Source organism: uncultured Brachyspira sp., assembly GCF_944388875.1.
In the GTDB taxonomy this organism is placed as follows: domain Bacteria; phylum Spirochaetota; class Brachyspiria; order Brachyspirales; family Brachyspiraceae; genus Brachyspira.
In genome coordinates this window covers 1-18,808 of sequence record NZ_CALXKQ010000031.1, presented here as the reverse complement: position 1 = coordinate 18,808, position 18,808 = coordinate 1, and the positions used below count along the sequence as shown (strand labels likewise).

The window sequence follows — 18,808 nt, the reverse complement described above, 5'->3', positions numbered from 1 at the left end:
ATAAACAGCCGTATTTATTTCTTATTCTACTAAATTATTATAGAACAGGACTTTCATGCATAGCTTTTAAGCGATTCCATCTTCTATCAACTTCTTTTTGGAACGCATCAAGTATATCCTGATGTTTAAGAAGGTGTTTAGTTTTACCCATCATTTTAAGCCACTCAGTAACAGGAGCTTTTTTCTCATCAGCTACCATATTAGTGATAGTAGTTACACCATGCTCTATTTCATATAATGGGAAGAAGCAGCAATCAACAGCAGCTTTTATAACATCTTTACCCATATCATCTGGAGATTTCCAGTTTAATGGACAAGCAATAAGAAGCTTAACAAAAGCAGTACCATAATGATTAGCATACCATTGAGCTTTAGCAGCTTTTTTAACTAAATCTAATGGATAAGCTTCACAGCCAGTAGCAACATAAGGTATATGACAACCAGCAAATATTTGAGCTACATCTTTGTGATTGAATTGTTTACCAACTTCAGCCTTACCAACGTTAGAAGTAGAAGTTCTGTGTCCTAATGGAGTAGAGAATGATAATTGGTTACCTGTGTTCATGTATCCTTCATTATCATATTCTAATATAATCATTTTATGATTTCTAATAGCAGCGCCAATAGAAGGTCCCATACCTATGTCATGTCCGCCGTCACCAGTAACCATTATGAAAGTAGGATCTTCTGGTCCTTGTATTTCGCCTCTGCGTTTTCTTTCATGATACATTTCTACTATACCAGAAAGAGTAGCAGCACCGTTTTGGAACAAGTTGTGAACATAAGTAGTTCTGTAAGAGCTGTAAGGATAACCTGTAGTAACAACCATAGAACATCCAGTATGTACTAAAAGAACAACTTCACCTTCTATACCTTTCATGAAAGTATTGATACCAGAGAAAATACCGCATCCGTTACAAGCACCATGACCTTGAGCATAACGGTAAGCTTTACCAGTTAACTCTCTAAGAGGAGGAGTTTTAACTTCAAGTTTGCGTGTTTGTTCATTCATAGTAACAGTGATGCCAGATTTTTGGCTTTCCAAAGTAAGAGGCTCATGTATAGGTTTCATCTTAACATTAGGATCACCCATGTATTGTTCTAAATAATCATGTTTAGAAACAGAACCAGCAGAAGCTAATTCTTTCAAACCTAATTCAAATAATTCTTTAGCTTTTTCCAAAGTAAATTCAGTACCGCCAAGACCATAAACTCTGCTTACTATAGAAGATTTATTGTTAGGATCATTTTTAAGAGCAGCTCTTATTTCAGTAGACATATTACCGCCCATACCAGAATAAGTATCCTGTCTATCACCTACAACAACAACTTTAACTTTAGAAAGTAATTTTTGTAATTCTTTTTCAGGGAAAGGACGAATTTGAGTAATAGCGAAAGCACCTATTTTAAGATTAGGATTAGCTTTTCTCATTTCATCAACAGCCAAAGTACCAGTTTCATAAGCAGAACCGCAAAGCATTAAAGCTACTTCAGCATCTTCCATATTGTAAGTTTCTATAGGATGATATTTTCTTCCAGAGAAAGAAGCAAATTCTTCAAATACATCTAAAATTATATCACGGGAATCTTCTAAAGCTTGAGAAAGCTGTAATTTACTTCCTGTTAATTCATCTTCATTCATGTAAGGTCCTATTGTAACAGGATGTTTTCCTGGTTCAACAGAAGTAACTTCAGGAGTATATGTACCTAAGAAGTCTTGAACATCTTTATCATTTTTGAATAGGTGAATTTTTTTCTTTTGGTGAGAAGTAAAGAAACCGTCAGAAGAAACTATAATAGGTAATTTAGCTCTTTCAGCGATTTTCAAAGCAAAGATATTGAAGTCGTAAACCATCTGAGTAGTATGAGCCATAATGATAATCCAACCAGTGTTAAGAGCCATCATTATATCAGATTGGTCGCATTTAATATCTAATGGACCAGAAACTGTTCTGTTTACAACATTTAATACCATAGGGAATCTTGTTCCTGATTGTACAGGAAGCTGTTCCATAGCAAAAAGAAGACCGTTAGCAGAAGTAGCATTGAATACTCTGCCGCCTGCAGTAGTAGCACCATAACATATACCAGCAGCACCATGTTCACCGTCGCCAGGTATCATGCATACAGTGTGTCTTCCATTAGCTTTCATTTCATCCAAGTACTCAGCAATTTGAGTAGAAGGAGTAATTGGGTAATAACCCATAACGTGATAATTGATTTGAGCGGCTGCAATGGCTGCTAATTCATTACCACTTTCAAGTATGTTTTCTTGTTCAGCAAGATTATATTTGTTAGCCATTTATTCGCTCCTTATTATTTTTTATAACGGCTGTATGTAAGTTCAGGAACATTACATTCTGCCTCTATTTCTATTCTTAAAGCTTGTTCTTCTTTAGAATATTGCTTAGCAGCATAAGGTCCTTTAGGACAAGCTCTAACACATTTTAAGCAGCCTTTACAATATTGATAATCAATACCCATCATATTCATAGCTGTTTTATTAGGGTCATTTCTAGTTGGTCCTTTTTCCCAAACTATACAAAGGTCTGGACAAACAACTTCACAGTTAGCACAGTCAATACAGTTTTTAGGATTGAATACTGGAATATGACCTGTACGAGTTACTTGTAAATCTTTTAAAGTAGAGTTACCAGCAGCACTTATATAACCGCCTGTTAATTGGTTGTTTTTACCATAAACAGGTTCTGGTTTTTTATAAGGTATATAAGGATATTTTCCGTCTTTAGGGAAATCTTTAACAACTGATTCGCTTCCGCCTTTTCTGAAAGCTTCGATATTAGGTTCTACTAATTCAGCTTTTCTTCCGCCGAATTGTTTTCTGATTTGCTCTTCAAATTTAGCAGAATCTATAAAATCAAGCTGATTAACCATAGCACCCATTATAATAGTATTAGCTGCCTGTGAAGGAAGTTTTAAATCATTAGCGATTTTGATAGCATCAACACAAACTACTTTACCTCCATGAAGTTTAGCGAAGTCTCTTGCTTCATCAGGAGTTTTATTAGTATTGAAAATAACGATAGCATCTTCTTTAACACCTGCTAATGTAAGAGGGTTTTTAAGAAGATTCATGTGGAATACAGCCACAACATGAGGTTCTTCTACAGTAGAGTTTACTCTAACTTCATCTTCAGAAAATCTTACAAAAGATTTTACTGGAGAACCTTTTTTTTCTGAACCATAACTTGAGAATGCAGCACCATAAAAGCCTTGTGATAAAACACCTACTTCTGCAAGCATTTTACCAGCACTGTTGGCACCCATTCCGCCTATACTTTCGAGACGTATCTCGAAAAAGCCTAAATCATTGACTTTTGGGAGTTTCACGATTCTTTCTCCTTTATTTAATTAAAATGAGATTTTGGGAATAACATGAAAGTATAGTATGCTATAAACATAATATACTATCAATGTTTATATATTGTACTACAAAAAAGATAAAAGTCAAATTCATTATCATTATTTTAATGTAGTATGTATATATTTTTGTTTAAAAGAAATACACGATATATTTATACATATTTAATATATATTTATAAGAAAATTTGACATATAATACTTTAGTTATTATACTATATAGTGATGTTAAGAGTTGCTAGAATTTATTAGTAATAAAAATTGTTCATCTAAGAATAATATCAAATATATTTGATATATTCCTGCAATTTTTTAATATTCTAATTGCTAGGATTTTAAGTTTTTATTTATATGTAAATTTATTGGGGTTTGTCTTATGAAAAAGAAATTTAATAGCTTATCTATAGAAATTCCCATTGTAGTTAATGTTTTTATTGCATTGCTTTTAATCGTTTCTATATCTGTTTTAGTACATATGTCAAAAACAGCTATAGACAAAGCTTCATATGATGGATTTGGAACTACAATAAAAGGATATTCAACTTTTTTTGATTCTCTCATTGAAAATCAGTTAATTTTATCAGACACTTATGCTTCTTTTTCATCTGTAATAAATTATATGGAATATAGAAACCCTGCAGATGAAACTGAGCTTATAAATTCAATGAAATTAGTTGGAGAAAAAAATCCTTATGCCCAAAGCTTATCTCTAATAGAAACCAATGGAACTATATTAAATAATTCAGAAGGAAATAATGCTGATGTAGGTAAAAAAGTAGCTGATCTATATCCGGACTTATGGAGAAGATATGAACCTGTAAAAAAACCTACCTTAGCCGATTCTATATATAAAAATTCTGATGGTAAATGGATCACTGCTATAATTGCTCCTGTACATTCAAAGATAGATAATCGTTACCTTGGAGGTTTATTAATTATAGTAGATTGGCAGAAAGTCATAGATGAAATATCCATTACTGCCGGGGAAGTTCTTACTCATTGGATAAGACTATGGGTGTTCAATAAAGATACTTTACTTGTAATGCATAATGTACCAAGCGAAGTGGGTAAATTAGCTCCTGTAGAGATAAAAACAATAGTTAATAATACTGAGGGAAAATTAGAATTCCAAAATGATGGTATGACTAAAGTATGTTTATATAATTCTCTTAGAGATCAGCCTTGGAAAGTTGGTTTTTCTATGCCTTTAAGTTTTATTGAACAGAAAAGTACAGAAATATTGAAGATGGGGATTATAATAGGAGTAGTAGGAATTGTACTAAGTTTTGTTATCGGATTCTTATATATTAAAAATCTTATAAGTCCTTTGAAAGTTCTTGTAGAAGAAGCAGAAGAAATGTCAAGGGGAGAATTTATATTAAGAAAAGTTAAATTCAAAAGAAATGAAATTGGAGAGATAGCATATTCATTTAAAAATATGAGAGATGCTATGGTAAAAATTATCAATGAAGTGAATGCTACTTCAGAAAGAATTAACAATGCTGCTGCTAACCTTACTCAAGGGAGTGATGACTTATCAGCTAGAACAGAAGCTCAGGCTGCAAGTCTTGAGGAAACTTCTTCTGCTATAGAAGAGATGGCATCAACTATAAAATCTTCTGCATCCCACTCTGTTGAAGGAAATGATATGATGATGTCATCTAAAAAAGCTGTAGAAAATGGAGCAGCTGTTATAGCTGAAACAACTAAAAATATTGAAGAGGTGTATGAAGCTAGCGAAAAAATAAAAAATATTACAAAAACAATAGAGGACATTGCTTTTCAAACTAATATACTTGCACTTAATGCTTCAGTAGAGGCGGCTCGTGCTGGAGATCAGGGAAAAGGATTTGCTGTAGTTGCAAGCGAGGTTAGAAATCTAGCTCAAAACTCTCAAACTTCTGCTAAAGATATAACAGCTCTTATAGAAAATATATATGATAAAATTAATAAATCAGCAGAAACAGCAAGAGAATCTCAGACTATATTTAATGATATACAATCCAAAATAGAAAATACAGCAAAAATAATGCAGGAAATAAGCACAACGGCAGTAGAACAGCAGACTGGAGTAGATCAGGTAAATATAGCTGTATCAAAAATAGATGGAATTACTCAGCAGAATGCTTCATTAGTAGATGAAACTTCAACATCTGCAAAAGAATTATTAGAACAGGCTCAGAACCTGCAGAATATAATGACATTCTTCAAAATGCAGTAAAATATTAAATTGACATTAATTATATTTGTAATATAATCAACTCCATGATTTTTTATAATATCAATATTATATTAGCTGCGTTCAAGCAAGCAAGCAAGCAAGCAAGCAAGCAAGATAAATTTATCAATAAAAATATTAGGACACTAATTCTTAGGGATTAGTGTCCTTTTTTTATTTAAACTAATTTTATAAATATATTTGGAATATACATTTATGAAAAAAATACTTTTACTAATGTTCTTTGCTGCATCCATATCAGGAATATTGAATGCGCAATCACAGTATACTAATGCTGTAATGCCTCCGCTTCCTAATGCTTATGATATGTTTATAGGAAGAGAAGGAAATAATAATCTGCCTCAATATATAAAGCCTGATTATTTTAGGGATGATTATAAAAGAACTTTGCCAAATTTAGATAATACCAATTTGGGATTTTTTCAAAAATATCCGATAGAATTTCACTTGACAGCCTATTTTTCTTATGCAGCACATACCAACACATTCAATATGAGAGATACATTTGCTACTATTGGACAGACATTTCACAATGATTATATACAGTTTACAGGCTTCATAACAGCATTCGGATATTTTGATACTCATAACCCAGATATAAATTACGGATATATAAAAGGAAATGCTGGGCTTTATGACGGAGGTGTTCAGGCTATATTTATTGATAGAATATTAGTTTCTGCAAGAGGAAGAGCCGCTTTTGATATTAATACTACTACTTTCATGCTTATGCCTCACTATTATGATACTACATTAAATCCTGCTAGTATTGATACGCCTGATTATTATATACCTCAAGTATTAAACGGACCTGGTATAAGAGTAGGTTTTATAGGAAATCATTATGAGATAGCTTATTCTCAGGGCGATTTTAGGCATAGTATTCCTAAAGCATTTTTATTCAGATTTAATATTCCTAATATAGAATTCAGATTTTTATATGAACATGAAAATAGAATGTATCCGCTATTTTATCATTCCAATTTATTCGAATCTTTGGTTCAGGCTTCTGCTACATTTAGATTCCCATTCTTAAATGAAACCATTTGGGTTAATGCTATAGCTGAATACACTTGGAGAGAGGGAGATGCTCATTATGTACGTTTAGAGCAGGGATTTGAATGGTATATGTTAAATATTGCTTTGAGAGAGATGGTGCATATAAAAGATAAACAAGCTAAGTTTTATTTGGAATATGCAGTATTCGGTAAATTCAAAGCTGGTCCTGCAGAATTTAATGTTGGTTTTCAGGGAGCTACTGACGGAAGATACTATATTGCTGGAAATGTTAAATTTTAAATATTGTATTATTTTTATTTGATATATATAATTATAAAAATATAAAATATCATTTATGGAGGATATTATGAAAAAAAATACTTTATATATTATATTAGCATTATCCATAATTACATCTTATGCCTTTGCAGGTTCTGTTGCCTTAAGCGAAGTTCCTAGTACTGCCGTTATGTTTGCTGAAAAATATTTCCCAGACAGCTATCTTTACAGAGCTACAGAAATGGGAGGTTCATATACTTTAATATTTAAAGGCGGACTTAAAATATATGTTAATGGAAAGGGAGAATGGCAGAGCATAAACGGAGGAGGAGATGAAATTTCAATAGAGTATTTAGACGATAAAATTAAAAATGCTGCTAGAAATATAGTAAAAACAGAATTTGCAGATAAAAAGATTATTGCTGTTCAAAAGAAAAGTAAAGAATATAGATTTCAATTAATGAACGGTAAAAAATTCTCTGTAGATTTTGAAGGAAATGTAACTAAAAAATAATTAAAATAATCATTTATAAAAACCAAAAATAGTAAAAACTCATTATACTAAATATAATGAGTTTTTTATTTAATAAAAATTATTTTTTTTACAAAAATTAACAGCAGCTTCCATATTTAAATGTGCTAATTTTACAAGCCCATCTTTTATTATTGCTTTCATATTATCATTAGCTAGTTTATAAGCCTCATCAAAATCTTTTTCCGCCTCTTCTACAAGTTTTTTATACTCTTCATTGCTTACTTTGCCATCTCTAATGAAAGCCATTTTTGATTTTGATATACCTCTATTGCAGTAGCTCTCAGAATAATTGGGATTAAGCTCTATTGCCTTATCATAAAACTCAATAGATTCATCATATATACCTAAATGATTTATAGCAACGGCCTTATTATAATAAGCATCAGCAAAATCAGGCTCAAGTTTTATAACCTCTTCAAAATCGGATATAGCTGTTTTATAATCTTCCATAGACATTTCAACAAGTCCTCTATTGTAATAGGCTCTAGAATATTTAGGATTCATTTTTATTATCTCATCAAAATCTTCTATAGAACCCTTATAATCTTTAATATTGAATCTTGCATTGGCTCTATTGAAATATGCCTCTAAAAACTCTCTATTTAAATGTATAGCATTAGTATAATCATCTATTGCCTCATTAAAATTCCCAAGCCTCTCTTTTACATTGCCTCTATTATTATAAGCAGCGGCAAATCTCAAATTATATTCTATAGCCTTGTCATAATCTTTTATAGCCTCTTTATATTCTCCTACAGCATTTCTTGATAAAGCTCTATTATAATATGCATCTGAAAAATGAGGATAAACTTCTATAGCCTTGCTGTAATCCTCTATAGAACCTCTATAATCGCCGATACTTGCTTTAGTATTAGCTCTGGCATAATAAACTTCTTCCAAATTATAATTAAGCTCTATTGCTTTGTCAAAATCTTTTATAGCTTCTTCTGCCTTGCCCGCACTTCTAATTAATATTCCCCTATTATAATAGGCAGCCGCAAACTTATCATTAATATTAATAGCCCAGCTGTAATCTTCAATAGCACCTTTATGATCATCTAAATTAGCCTTAGCTGTAGCTCTGTTATAATAAGCCTCAGCAATAGTGGAATCAAGTTTAATAACTTCTGTGAAGTATTCTATAGCTAATTTATAATCTTTAAGATTAAAGGCACTATAAGCCTCTTTAAAAAAAGTATTAATGTCTTTATCGCTCATAAAAAAACCTAATAATTAAAATATATTAATAATATCGTATTTTATCATTATTATTTTAAAGTATCAATCAATAATGTGAAAACTTTTTCATCTATATACATTGCTTTTTGCATTTCTTCCATAGATATATTGCTGTAATCCATAATATTATCTTTTTTTGCACCATACATACAGGCAATAATCTCTGATAAACGCTCTATTTCTATAGGGCTTAAATTCATAAAAGCATATCTAAAATTAGAAACAATCTCTATAAACTTATCTTCATCCAAATTTTTTATAGTATTATCTATACTCTTAATAATACCGTCATTTATAAATAGAATATCCCTAGCAGCTAAAAATATACCTCCCAAAAAATAAGCATGAACATCAACCGATGACGATATTAAAAAATTGGAAACAATGCTTGAAAACTCTTCCGCATCAAACCTTCCTGATTTGTATTTAACCGCTAGGCATACTGCATATATATGAGAGCTTCCGAATGTGTTTTCAATCATTGAGTCTATTTTATCATTAAATATATCTATATCGCACCAGCTGGGATTTTCTAAAGTAAATGAATATAAGGATTTTATATAATGAGAATTTTTTAATGCCTCCTCTTCATCTAACTGCTTCATAGATTCCATATTGACTACAGAAAGCACAAATACCTGCCTTGCAATATTTTCTATCATTGGAAGCATATCATAATTATCAAATAGAGATTCCCTATCCTTAGACAAATTATCATTGATAATTTCCATATTTGCCATATAAGATAAATTATTTAAACATAAACAAAGACTTATAAAGCTGCTGTCCCTTAATATAATTTCTTCTATCTTTGAATAATTATTTATTAAAAAACTGTAAAGCCCCATTACATTAGCTTCTATCATTAATTTGGAAACGCCTTGTGCATCTAAATTTGAATTAAGTTTTTCTATTATCAGATTTGATGCCAGCTCTTCTATAGTTACGCCGTATACTGATTTATCTATTAATGAAGATTCAACTATAGTTTTATATTCGTATTTCCAAGTTTCTCTTGCTAAATTTTTATTAACCTTATTCACATAATCAGGTCCCTTAATAAGAGTACAAAAACCTACATTTAAAAAACTCATCTGATGAAAAAATTTACTCTTTTCAAAATGAGATTTATTTTTTACAATCTCAAGAACAGTTTCAGCTTCCTCAGACCTATCTATATTTATTCTATATTTTCTGCACTTGTTTCTAAAGTCAATAATAACAGGAGGAACAATACTTTTGGATGATACCTGACCATTTGAAATACCAGAAAGAAGTTTAAGCATTAAATCAAGATTGCTTGTATTTTCTAATGATATCTCACCCTTTACAAAAGCACTTTTAGCAGCATCTATAAGCTCATAAACTCCAGCAGATTCCTTTCCTCTTAATTTAGCAAGATTAACCGCCATATAATAGGCATTGATGCAGTCTGGTATGGTAACATTATGATTCTTTCTATCTATTCCTGCAGCCTTTATTATAAATGACTGAACTGTATTTAAAAATGTATTATCTAAAATTTCTTCTCTATTATCTATGCTATACCCATAATTTTCTAACTGCTTATACACTAAATCATAAAAAGCAGGAAACTCTATGCCAGCCTGATATCCTCTTCTGCTGTCTGCCTCTTCAAATGAATAAGGTATCAAATAGCTTGAAGCATTTGAAACTATATACCTATTCAATGATTTGCATTCTTTATTTATATTTTTAACATCTTTTAATTTATCTATTATGCCTTTGGTATGAAAACTTCCTGTAATAACTAAAACTTTAGTATATTTTTCCAATGCTTCCTGAACATTCTTAGCCATTATATATTCTCTGTTTCTAGTTTCCAAGTCCTCATCCTCTATCAAACGCATATAATAGCCTAAAGCATAAATACTTCTTATAAAATCTATGCTGTTTTTTAATATTCCGTTTATTTCAAAATCTCTTTCCCAAAGTTCAGCGAAACTTCTAAGTCCTGCCCTTTTTGTAAGTTCAATAGTATAAGTATTAATATTAAATTTATTATCATCATTATCATACACCGATATTAATTTTTTTGAATCATTATTAGAATTCTCTATCATAAGAGCATAAGGCATATCAATAAAACTGCAGTAAATATTATTCTTATAAGCCTCTTTTATAGCAGCAAACTCAGGGGAATAATCTAAAAAAGGATAATAGCATCTGTATTTATTATTATTGCTGTCAATATAACTTGAGTAAATGCAAAACGGAGCCTTAGTATCTTCTTCAATCATATACTTCATCAAATCATTACAGTCATTAGGCCCCTCTATAAGAATAGCATCAGGCTTAAAATCACTTATTACATTCTTTAAATGATATGAACATACAGGAGAATGATGTCTTATAGGAAAAAACATTATATTTTCTTTTATACTTTGTGAAAAATCATTTTCAAAATTATCTTTTTCACCGCTTTTTATTTTCATCTTTACATATACTCTTAGCAATAATAATGTAATTGTACTATAAAAACAGTATAATGCAATGATTATATATTAATAAAAAAATATAAATATTATATTGATTTTTTTTTCTGTTATGCTATAATTTTAGCACTTAAAAAGGTTCTGTTAAATTAAATGCGGGCGTCGTATAATGGTTATTACCTTAGACTTCCACTCTAAAGATGACGGTTCGATTCCGTTCGCCCGCTCATTTTAATATGTCATCTAAAATTTATTATTGATATTCTTAAATATTTTCGGTTTTAGTAAAAATTACATTTTAGTAAATTATGAGGTTTCTAATGAGAAAAGGACTAATGTTTAAATTTTTAAGTATATTTTCTGTACTGCTATTTGCAGCTTTCTTGGCATTCTACTTTATATATAAACCAATATACAAATCAAAATTCTTAAATGAAAAATACTTTCAAACTCTCAACTCTAAAAATGAAGTTGAAGGTTATATAAGAGAAATACAAAATACTGTTAATATAATAGTAAATGATTTAGAAGCAAACCCTGATTTGCAAAGTTTCGGCAGTTTTATAACAAATGTACAAAAAACAAGTTCAGGATATCTTAACATGTATTTTGGGGATACGGTTCCATATTCAGAAGGCGGTATCTATATAAACACATTAGAAGAATATCCTAGAACATATAATCAGACAGCAAGACCTTGGTATATAGATGCCATAAAAACTAGAGATATAGTAATAAGCGAGCCTTATATTGATTTTGCAGTTAACGAATTAACAGTAACTTTCAGTAAAGCAGTTTACACTAATGGACAGTTAAAAGGGGTATTTGCTATAGACTTTATTAATATGAACCAAATAATGAAAAATATAAAAGATACTTTTAAAGAAGAGTTTTATATAGTATCATCAGATGGAATATATATGACGCATGAAAATAATGATTTCATATTAAATGAGAATAAAAATTTATTCGATGATCCTATTTTTGCCCCATTTAAAGGAAATCTTAATTCTCATATAGGCGAAGTTAAAATATCAGGCAATCAATGGTACACTATACAAAAAACATCTAATGCCCCATGGCTTTTAATATTTAAAGGAGATGCCAAAGAGTTAAATAATCAATTTAGAATTTTAATGCTTATGGTATTTATAATAATGATTATTATATTATTAATTGAAGGTGTACTTGTAAAAAAAATAGTTAAGCCTTTAAAAAACACAATAAAAATTATAGACCTTATGAAAGAAGGTAATTTCAACAGCATCTTTAATAAAGAAGATTTAGCATTAAAGGATGAATCTGGGCATTTGGTTAATTCTGTTAATGATATGCAAAATAGAATATCTTCCATAGTAGCTGAAATAAAAAATAATATCGCTTCAATAAATAATTCAAGCAGCAAGATATCAAGCGGAATAGATAATTTATCAGACAGAACATCATCTCAGGCTTCTGCTTTAGAAGAGGTAAGCAGTGCTATAGAAAATTTATTCTCTTCTATATCAGAAACTTCAAAGCATACTAATAATGTAAGGGATATGAGTAATAAGGTATCAGAAGCTACAAAAGAGGGAGTAGATGCTGTTACGCAGATTTCTAACAATATGGCTGATATATCCGAATCAAGCAAGGAGATATCCGATATAATAAAACTAATACAAACTATAGCATTTCAAACTAATATACTTGCTCTTAATGCTGCTGTTGAGGCTGCACGTGCGGGTGAGCAGGGTAAGGGTTTTGCTGTTGTGGCATCAGAAATAAGATCGCTTGCTCAGAATGTTAATGATGCTGCTGGAAAAATCACAGACATAATAGAAAACACCATCACAAAAATAGCTGTAGGAGATGAGTCTGTAAAGCATTCTATAGAAATGCTTTTAAATATAGAAAATTCTGCAAAAGAAGTATCTGATGTTCTTATAGATTTATGCAATTCTGTTTCTGAGGAAGAAGGAAGCGTTAAAGAGATTTCGCTTGCCATAAATGAACTCAACCGTATAACTCAGGAGAATGCTGATTTAGCAAGCAGCAGTGCTGTTTTAGGAAGAGAAGTTGCTAATGGTGCTGAAAATGTTTATTCAGAACTTGAGTATTTTAAATTGATTGTTTAAGCCTATTTTGATTATAAATTTATATTATATATTGAAGTTTATTTTTAGCCGTTTCATAATCTAAAACTTGAACTTCTTTAATATTCCAAAGTTTACCTAATGGACATATAAGACTTCTTTTTATGATATTTTCTATTTCTTTTACAACATCAGGTATTATGATTTTATTTTTAGCATTAAATTCTTTAAAAATAATAAAAACTTTTATTTCTATATTAGGATTATAATTTTTATTTATATTATTTAATGTTTGTATAATATTATTATTACCATCATATAAAGCTGTTTTTAATAAAGCGGAAGAATGCAATGCTTTTAGTCTTAAATCATCTTTTAAATTTGATTTATTTATATTATTTACTTCTTTACACTCTATTAAATCAATACAACTATCATTACAATAGCAAAAATCCATTTCCTTCATTCCGCTGTAATGTTCTTTATCATTATCTTTACAAACTTCATAATTTTTTTGATTTTGTATATAGAATTGGTTTTCGGATAATCTAAAATATGAATTATATTTAAACTCTATAAGCCATTCAGTATTATTATTCAATTTTTACTCTCCACAAACATATCATAAGCCTCATCAGATATTGAATTATCAGGAAACTCTTTTGATAAATCATAAGCTCCGTCTATTTTTGTATGATTATCCTCTTTTATAAAGAAATATACATTTATAGGATAATTTTCTTTTATGGCAATATTGCTAAGCTGATTTAAAACAAATGAATTATGACTAGCCATAAATATCTGAACACCTTCTTTTGAAATGTCAGCCAAAAATCTCATAAGCTCACGAACCATTTTAGGATGCAGACTGTTTTCAGGCTCATCAATAAATAAAATACTTTTCTTTGTTAAATTTCCTGTGTTATGAAGAACTTCAAATATTCCTAGTTTTTTTATTCCTTCAGCAGTTATATTAATGTTATAAATATTTCCGTCATTTTTATGATAATTAATAGCATTAGTATTTTTGTCTATTCGTATATTACCGTTATAGAAATCATATTTATTTTTAAATACGCTTAATAATTCTCTTTCATCAATATTTTTTCTTGCAAGTATTTCATAAATTATATCAGTATACGAATCATCAAATCCGCTTTCTATATTTTGATTTTTTAAATAAATAATGGCATTCATAATAGATAAAATTTCTTTTGCAGGTACAAATAATGGTTTATAGTCATAATTACAATTATTAATATTATCGTAAGAAGTTATAATCTCATCTTTACTATTCAAAAAAGAAACATTAAAATTAACTTTATCTTTATCCAATAAAAAGAGTTTTTTTAATTTATTATTTTCAGTATAACTTACTGGAAATTTAAATTTATTGAGTACATATAGATTATTTATATATTGATAAATATTGCAAGTTCTAATATTTTTTCCTAAACAACCTTTTAATTCATAACTTACACAATACAAAAATTTTAATATTGTAGTTTTTCCTGTATCATTTTCACCTACAAATAAGTTTATATTAGAAAAATTATCAAACTTAGCATTTTTAAATTGTCTGTAATCATGAATTTCAAAATTCTTTATCATAAAAATAACCTAAATTATAATATTATAATATTCTATAATATATTTTCATTATTTCAAATATTTAATTGTTTTTCTTCATCACTCATAATTATTTCCTAAGCACCAAATATATATTTTATAGTAATAAGAAGAATTTGTTTTTTTGCAACTTTTTTAACGAAAAAAGTTGATGAAAATAAAAAAATTATAATTAGTTTACAAATATTTTATCACATCAAAATAAAAATTAAACCTTTTATATTTAGTATATTTTTTCTTAATTGATGCTCTAAAAACAATAAAAATCAATAATTAACATATTGAATAAAATCAGAAATATAATATAGTTTTTAATCATTAAAATAAATTTTTAAATGTTAGAGGAATTATATGAAAGTTTTTATTAGTGCGGATATTGAAGGAATTACTACAACTACACAATGGCCTGACACGGATGCAGGAAGTTTAACTTATAAAGAACATACTCTTCAAATGACTAAAGAGGTTAATGCAGCATGCGAGGGAGCTATAGCTGCAGGAGCTAAAGAAATATTTGTAAAAGACGCACATGATACAGCTATGAATATAGATCAAACAGCCTTGCCTGAATGCGTAAAGATACATAGGAGATGGAGCGGAGATCCTTATTCTATGGTAGAAGGCATTGATGAGAGCTTTGATGCTGCTATGTTTATAGGATATCATAATGCAGCTTCTATTGGCAATAATCCGCTTTCGCATACTATGAATACTAGAAATGTATATGTGAAACTTAATGAGGTATTAGCAAGCGAGTTTATGTTTTTCAGCTATGCAGCAGCATATAGGAAAGTACCTACGGTATTTTTATCTGGAGATAAGGGATTATGTGAAGAGGCTTTTAAAATGAATCCGAATCACCCTAATTTGATAACTCTTCCTGTAAAAGAGGGTATAGGTTATTCTACTATTAATTATTCTCCGAATTTAATGGTAAAAATGATTAAAGAGAAGACAAAAGAGGCATTAAGTCAGGATTTCAAAGGTAAAATATTGAAACTTCCTAATCATTTTAAACTCGAAGTATGTTATAAAGAACACGGATATGCTCATAAAGTGTCGTTCTATCCAAATGCCAAAAAAATTAATGATACTACTGTAATTTTTGAGAATAATGACTATTATGAGGTATTAAGAGCCTTGAAATTTATATTATAAAATTCTATAATATAGCAGTCCGATAACTTATGAAAGCCTTCTTAAAATACAAGATGTTTTTAAGAGGGCTTTTTTATTTATCAATAATCATTTTATGGAAAATATTTATGTCAGAGATTTGGGATATCTACGATAGAAACAAAAATAAAACAGGGAGATTTCATAAAAGGGGAATGCCTTTAAATAAAAATGATTATCATGTAATCATACATGCTTGGGTAGTAAATAGCAGAGATGAAGTAATAATAACAAAAAGGCATAGCAGTAAAAAAATATGTCCTAATATGTGGGAATGTACTGAGGGCTCTATAATTGCTGGTGAAAGCAGTATTGAAGGAGCGGTACGAGAGCTTAAAGAAGAAATCGGTTTATCATTTGAAAAGAATGAGGCTATATTTTTAACTTCTTTTATATTAGAGTTTTCAAATACAATAGTAGATTCATATATGTTTAGAAGAGATGTAAAACTAGAAGACTTAAGTTTGCAGGAAAATGAGGTGAGTAAAGCTATAATAGTAAACAGAGATAAATATTTTGATATGTGCAAAAGCGGAGAGATAATTTCTTCTATAAGATATTTTTATGATATTTATGATAAATTAAAATAAATATTAAAAAGAGTGTTAAATTTAAAGTATTAATTATATATGTATTTTTCCAGATATATTATAATGGTCTTAGTATTTCTGAATAGGAGAATGAAAAATGCAGTATGTTAAATTCGGAAGCAGAAGAGGAAAAGAAGGTGAGATAAAACTTCTTGATATATTTTATAATCATAATATAGTATTTGCAGAAGTAAAGGCGGGTGCTGAAAAAGTAAAAGAGAAGAAATTTTTAAAAGGCACAAGAATAATGATAGCAGACGGATTAAAAGTTGTTGCTTTAGGCATTGCTGAAACTGACTCTGATTCTTTGGATAAATTTAATATCAAATTTAATAAGAATGAATTAGATAGGGTTAATATTTCTTATTGGGTAATAGCAGCAAAGGTTAAAATATATAAATTAGAAGAAAATGATTATTTTTCTACAACAATAGGAAAATTCTATCATGTAAAAAATAAAGAAAAAATAAAATTAACAGATGAGCTTTTAGAAAAGTATTCAAAATAATATTTTATAAGGAGGATAAATATATGAGCAAACCAAAAGTAGTAGTTCTTGACGGCTTCATATTAAATCCAGGAGATATATCTTGGGCTGAAATAGAGAGCATATCAGATTTAAAAGTTTATGACAGAGTGGATTATGACAATGTAAAAGAAGCAGCTTATGATGCTTGGGGAATATTAAACAGTAAAGTAGTTTTTGACAGGAAGCTAATGCAGTCGCTTCCTAACTTAAAATATATAGGCATGCTTGCCACAGGATACAATGTTATAGATATTGAAGCTGCAAAAGAATTGGGAATTACAGTTACAAATGTACGAGGATACGGTCCTCAGTCGGTAGCACAGCTTGTAATGGCTTTTGTATTATCATTATCTTTCAGAATAGTTGAACATAATAATCAAGTTCATAATGGGGAATGGGTAAAATGCAAAGATTATTCATTCAGCAGTTATCCTTTAATGGAGCTTGAAAATAAAACTATGGGAATATTTGGTTTTGGAGATATTGGAAGAGAGGTTGCTAAAATGGCTATGGGAATGGGTATGAAAGTTTTGATTTACTCAAGAAGCAGAAAAGAAGGTTTTGATAATGCTTCAAATATAGAGGAGCTTTTTGAAAACTCTGACTTTTTATCGCTTAATGCACCTCTTAATAAAGAAACAGAAAATATAGTAAACAAAAACTTACTTTCAAAGATGAAAAAAACAGCATTTTTAATCAACACCTCAAGGGGAGGAGTTATAGTAGAAAAAGATTTAGCTGATGCTTTAAATAACGGCATTATCGCAGGGGCAGGATTAGATGTGCTTGCAAAAGAGCCTCCTTCAGCTGATAACCCTCTTCTCACAGCTAAAAACTGTTATATTACGCCTCATTTTGCAGGAAACACATTTGAGGCTAGAACTAGGCTTATGCATAAGGTTTATGAGAATATAAAAGCATTTTTGGAAGGAAACCCTATAAATGTTTTAACTAAATAAAATTTTTTTCGTATAAATAAACGCACGGTTAATAGATTTTTATTTATAATTTAAATGCTTTTATTAATTTTTTTATTTTAAAAAAACAAGTTAAGCGTGCGTGAATAATCGCTTTAAATCTAAAAAACACTAGGGCGGGTACAGAAATATCTATTTAAACAGCAAAGAAACGAAAAACAAAAATGACTAATTAAATTATAAGAAATGATGGGCGGGGTGTGTAAATAAAATTTTAATTACATACCCCTCCCTCTATTCTTTTTTACTAAATTTGAAATATTTATTTTAATTATATTTAATATGTATATAGAAATGTTAACACCCGCCCAAGCTTTTATTAAAAAAATTAGCCAAAATACAATTTATATAAACCTGTATATTTTTCTCGTATAAATAATAAAACTGTTATTTTAACATCTATATATATTTTTTTATGAAAATATATTGTAAAAAATGCGAAAAAATCATATTTTCATATTGTTTTTTTTTTTTTTTTTTTACAATACTTGTAGTTAATAAAACTTTTTTCAATGCCGGACAAAGCAATCTTGTCCGGTACTATATTTGATGCTGATACTCAGAAATGAGTAATAGTATAAAAAATATTTAGGAGATAACTTTATGATAGAAAAAGTTAGCAAAAAAGTAAAGTTCCTAGCTGCTGTAATAGGTTCTTTATTAATTACAACAGTTTCAGCATTCGGTATGTACGGTGTAGACGG

At 29.3% G+C, this 18,808-nt stretch carries 14 protein-coding genes and 1 tRNA gene; 9 read left to right on the top strand and 6 right to left on the bottom strand.

What is annotated here, in order from left to right:
* Positions 1 to 37: 37 nt before the first annotated feature.
* Positions 38 to 2,302: a thiamine pyrophosphate-dependent enzyme gene (locus Q0J69_RS12875; RefSeq protein ID WP_297208174.1), complete on the bottom strand. Its 2,265-nt coding sequence runs from the start codon at positions 2,300 to 2,302 to the stop codon at positions 38 to 40.
* 14 nt (positions 2,303 to 2,316) lie between these two features.
* A complete protein-coding gene (locus tag Q0J69_RS12870; RefSeq protein WP_297208173.1) occupies positions 2,317 to 3,351 on the bottom strand; it encodes a 2-oxoacid:acceptor oxidoreductase family protein in 1,035 nt (344 codons plus the stop codon).
* A gap of 406 nt (positions 3,352 to 3,757) precedes the next feature.
* On the opposite strand from Q0J69_RS12870, the gene Q0J69_RS12865 reads away from it, so the two are divergent.
* From Q0J69_RS12865 to Q0J69_RS12855, 3 genes are all read left to right on the top strand, one after another.
* Positions 3,758 to 5,602 (top strand): methyl-accepting chemotaxis protein, encoded by a 1,845-nt coding sequence (locus Q0J69_RS12865; RefSeq protein WP_297208172.1) that lies wholly within the window; start codon positions 3,758 to 3,760, stop codon positions 5,600 to 5,602.
* 213 nt (positions 5,603 to 5,815) lie between these two features.
* Positions 5,816 to 6,919: a hypothetical protein gene (locus Q0J69_RS12860; RefSeq protein WP_297208171.1), complete on the top strand. Its 1,104-nt coding sequence runs from the start codon at positions 5,816 to 5,818 to the stop codon at positions 6,917 to 6,919.
* Positions 6,920 to 6,986: 67 nt separating this feature from the next.
* On the top strand, positions 6,987 to 7,412 hold the full coding sequence (locus Q0J69_RS12855) for a PepSY-like domain-containing protein (RefSeq protein ID WP_297208170.1): 426 nt from the start codon (positions 6,987 to 6,989) through the stop codon (positions 7,410 to 7,412).
* Positions 7,413 to 7,481: 69 nt separating this feature from the next.
* On the opposite strand, the gene Q0J69_RS12850 is transcribed toward Q0J69_RS12855, so the two are convergent.
* Together Q0J69_RS12850 and Q0J69_RS12845 are read right to left on the bottom strand one after the other, a co-directional pair.
* A complete protein-coding gene (locus Q0J69_RS12850) occupies positions 7,482 to 8,651 on the bottom strand; it encodes a tetratricopeptide repeat protein (RefSeq protein WP_297208169.1) in 1,170 nt (389 codons plus the stop codon).
* Positions 8,652 to 8,701: 50 nt separating this feature from the next.
* Positions 8,702 to 11,128 (bottom strand): DUF5682 family protein, encoded by a 2,427-nt coding sequence (locus tag Q0J69_RS12845; RefSeq protein WP_297208168.1) that lies wholly within the window; start codon positions 11,126 to 11,128, stop codon positions 8,702 to 8,704.
* Positions 11,129 to 11,283: 155 nt separating this feature from the next.
* Here Q0J69_RS12845 and Q0J69_RS12840 point away from each other — a divergent pair.
* Positions 11,284 to 11,355, top strand: a tRNA-Gly gene (locus tag Q0J69_RS12840).
* Positions 11,356 to 11,448: 93 nt separating this feature from the next.
* Positions 11,449 to 13,245 carry a methyl-accepting chemotaxis protein gene (locus Q0J69_RS12835; protein ID WP_297208167.1) on the top strand — a complete coding sequence of 599 codons (1,797 nt, stop codon included), beginning with the start codon at positions 11,449 to 11,451 and terminating at the stop codon, positions 13,243 to 13,245.
* A 19-nt stretch (positions 13,246 to 13,264) separates the two neighbouring features.
* On the opposite strand, the gene Q0J69_RS12830 is transcribed toward Q0J69_RS12835, so the two are convergent.
* Positions 13,265 to 13,804, bottom strand: a complete 540-nt coding sequence (locus Q0J69_RS12830) for a hypothetical protein (protein ID WP_297208166.1) — start codon at positions 13,802 to 13,804, stop codon at positions 13,265 to 13,267.
* Complete coding sequence (locus Q0J69_RS12825) at positions 13,801 to 14,814, bottom strand: AAA family ATPase (protein ID WP_297208165.1); 1,014 nt, start codon at positions 14,812 to 14,814, stop codon at positions 13,801 to 13,803. Before Q0J69_RS12825 ends, Q0J69_RS12830 begins: the two co-directional genes overlap by 4 nt.
* Positions 14,815 to 15,183: 369 nt before the next feature.
* On the opposite strand from Q0J69_RS12825, the gene Q0J69_RS12820 reads away from it, so the two are divergent.
* The 4 genes from Q0J69_RS12820 to Q0J69_RS12805 all read left to right on the top strand — a co-directional run bounded on the left by Q0J69_RS12820 (position 15,184) and on the right by Q0J69_RS12805 (position 18,086).
* Positions 15,184 to 15,990, top strand: coding sequence for a M55 family metallopeptidase (locus Q0J69_RS12820; protein WP_297208164.1), 807 nt, complete (start codon positions 15,184 to 15,186; stop codon positions 15,988 to 15,990).
* 107 nt (positions 15,991 to 16,097) lie between these two features.
* A complete protein-coding gene (locus tag Q0J69_RS12815) occupies positions 16,098 to 16,598 on the top strand; it encodes an NUDIX domain-containing protein (protein WP_297208163.1) in 501 nt (166 codons plus the stop codon).
* A 97-nt stretch (positions 16,599 to 16,695) separates the two neighbouring features.
* Positions 16,696 to 17,106: an ATPase gene (locus Q0J69_RS12810; RefSeq protein WP_297208162.1), complete on the top strand. Its 411-nt coding sequence runs from the start codon at positions 16,696 to 16,698 to the stop codon at positions 17,104 to 17,106.
* A gap of 23 nt (positions 17,107 to 17,129) precedes the next feature.
* Positions 17,130 to 18,086: a D-2-hydroxyacid dehydrogenase gene (locus Q0J69_RS12805; protein ID WP_297208161.1), complete on the top strand. Its 957-nt coding sequence runs from the start codon at positions 17,130 to 17,132 to the stop codon at positions 18,084 to 18,086.
* Positions 18,087 to 18,808 lie beyond the last annotated feature (722 nt).

Bases quoted from the DNA above. Each gene is read 5' to 3' on its own strand.
- Q0J69_RS12820 (WP_297208164.1), top strand. From the start codon at position 15,184: ATGAAAGTTTTTATTAGTGCGGATATTGAAGGAATTACTACAACTACA.
- Q0J69_RS12815 (WP_297208163.1), top strand. From the start codon at position 16,098: ATGTCAGAGATTTGGGATATCTACGATAGAAACAAAAATAAAACAGGG.
- Q0J69_RS12805 (WP_297208161.1), top strand. From the start codon at position 17,130: ATGAGCAAACCAAAAGTAGTAGTTCTTGACGGCTTCATATTAAATCCA.
- Q0J69_RS12865 (WP_297208172.1), top strand. From the start codon at position 3,758: ATGAAAAAGAAATTTAATAGCTTATCTATAGAAATTCCCATTGTAGTT.
- Q0J69_RS12845 (WP_297208168.1), bottom strand. From the start codon at position 11,128: ATGAAAATAAAAAGCGGTGAAAAAGATAATTTTGAAAATGATTTTTCA.
- Q0J69_RS12825 (WP_297208165.1), bottom strand. From the start codon at position 14,814: ATGATAAAGAATTTTGAAATTCATGATTACAGACAATTTAAAAATGCT.
- Q0J69_RS12855 (WP_297208170.1), top strand. From the start codon at position 6,987: ATGAAAAAAAATACTTTATATATTATATTAGCATTATCCATAATTACA.
- Q0J69_RS12835 (WP_297208167.1), top strand. From the start codon at position 11,449: ATGAGAAAAGGACTAATGTTTAAATTTTTAAGTATATTTTCTGTACTG.
- Q0J69_RS12875 (WP_297208174.1), bottom strand. From the start codon at position 2,302: ATGGCTAACAAATATAATCTTGCTGAACAAGAAAACATACTTGAAAGT.
- Q0J69_RS12860 (WP_297208171.1), top strand. From the start codon at position 5,816: ATGAAAAAAATACTTTTACTAATGTTCTTTGCTGCATCCATATCAGGA.
- Q0J69_RS12850 (WP_297208169.1), bottom strand. From the start codon at position 8,651: ATGAGCGATAAAGACATTAATACTTTTTTTAAAGAGGCTTATAGTGCC.
- Q0J69_RS12810 (WP_297208162.1), top strand. From the start codon at position 16,696: ATGCAGTATGTTAAATTCGGAAGCAGAAGAGGAAAAGAAGGTGAGATA.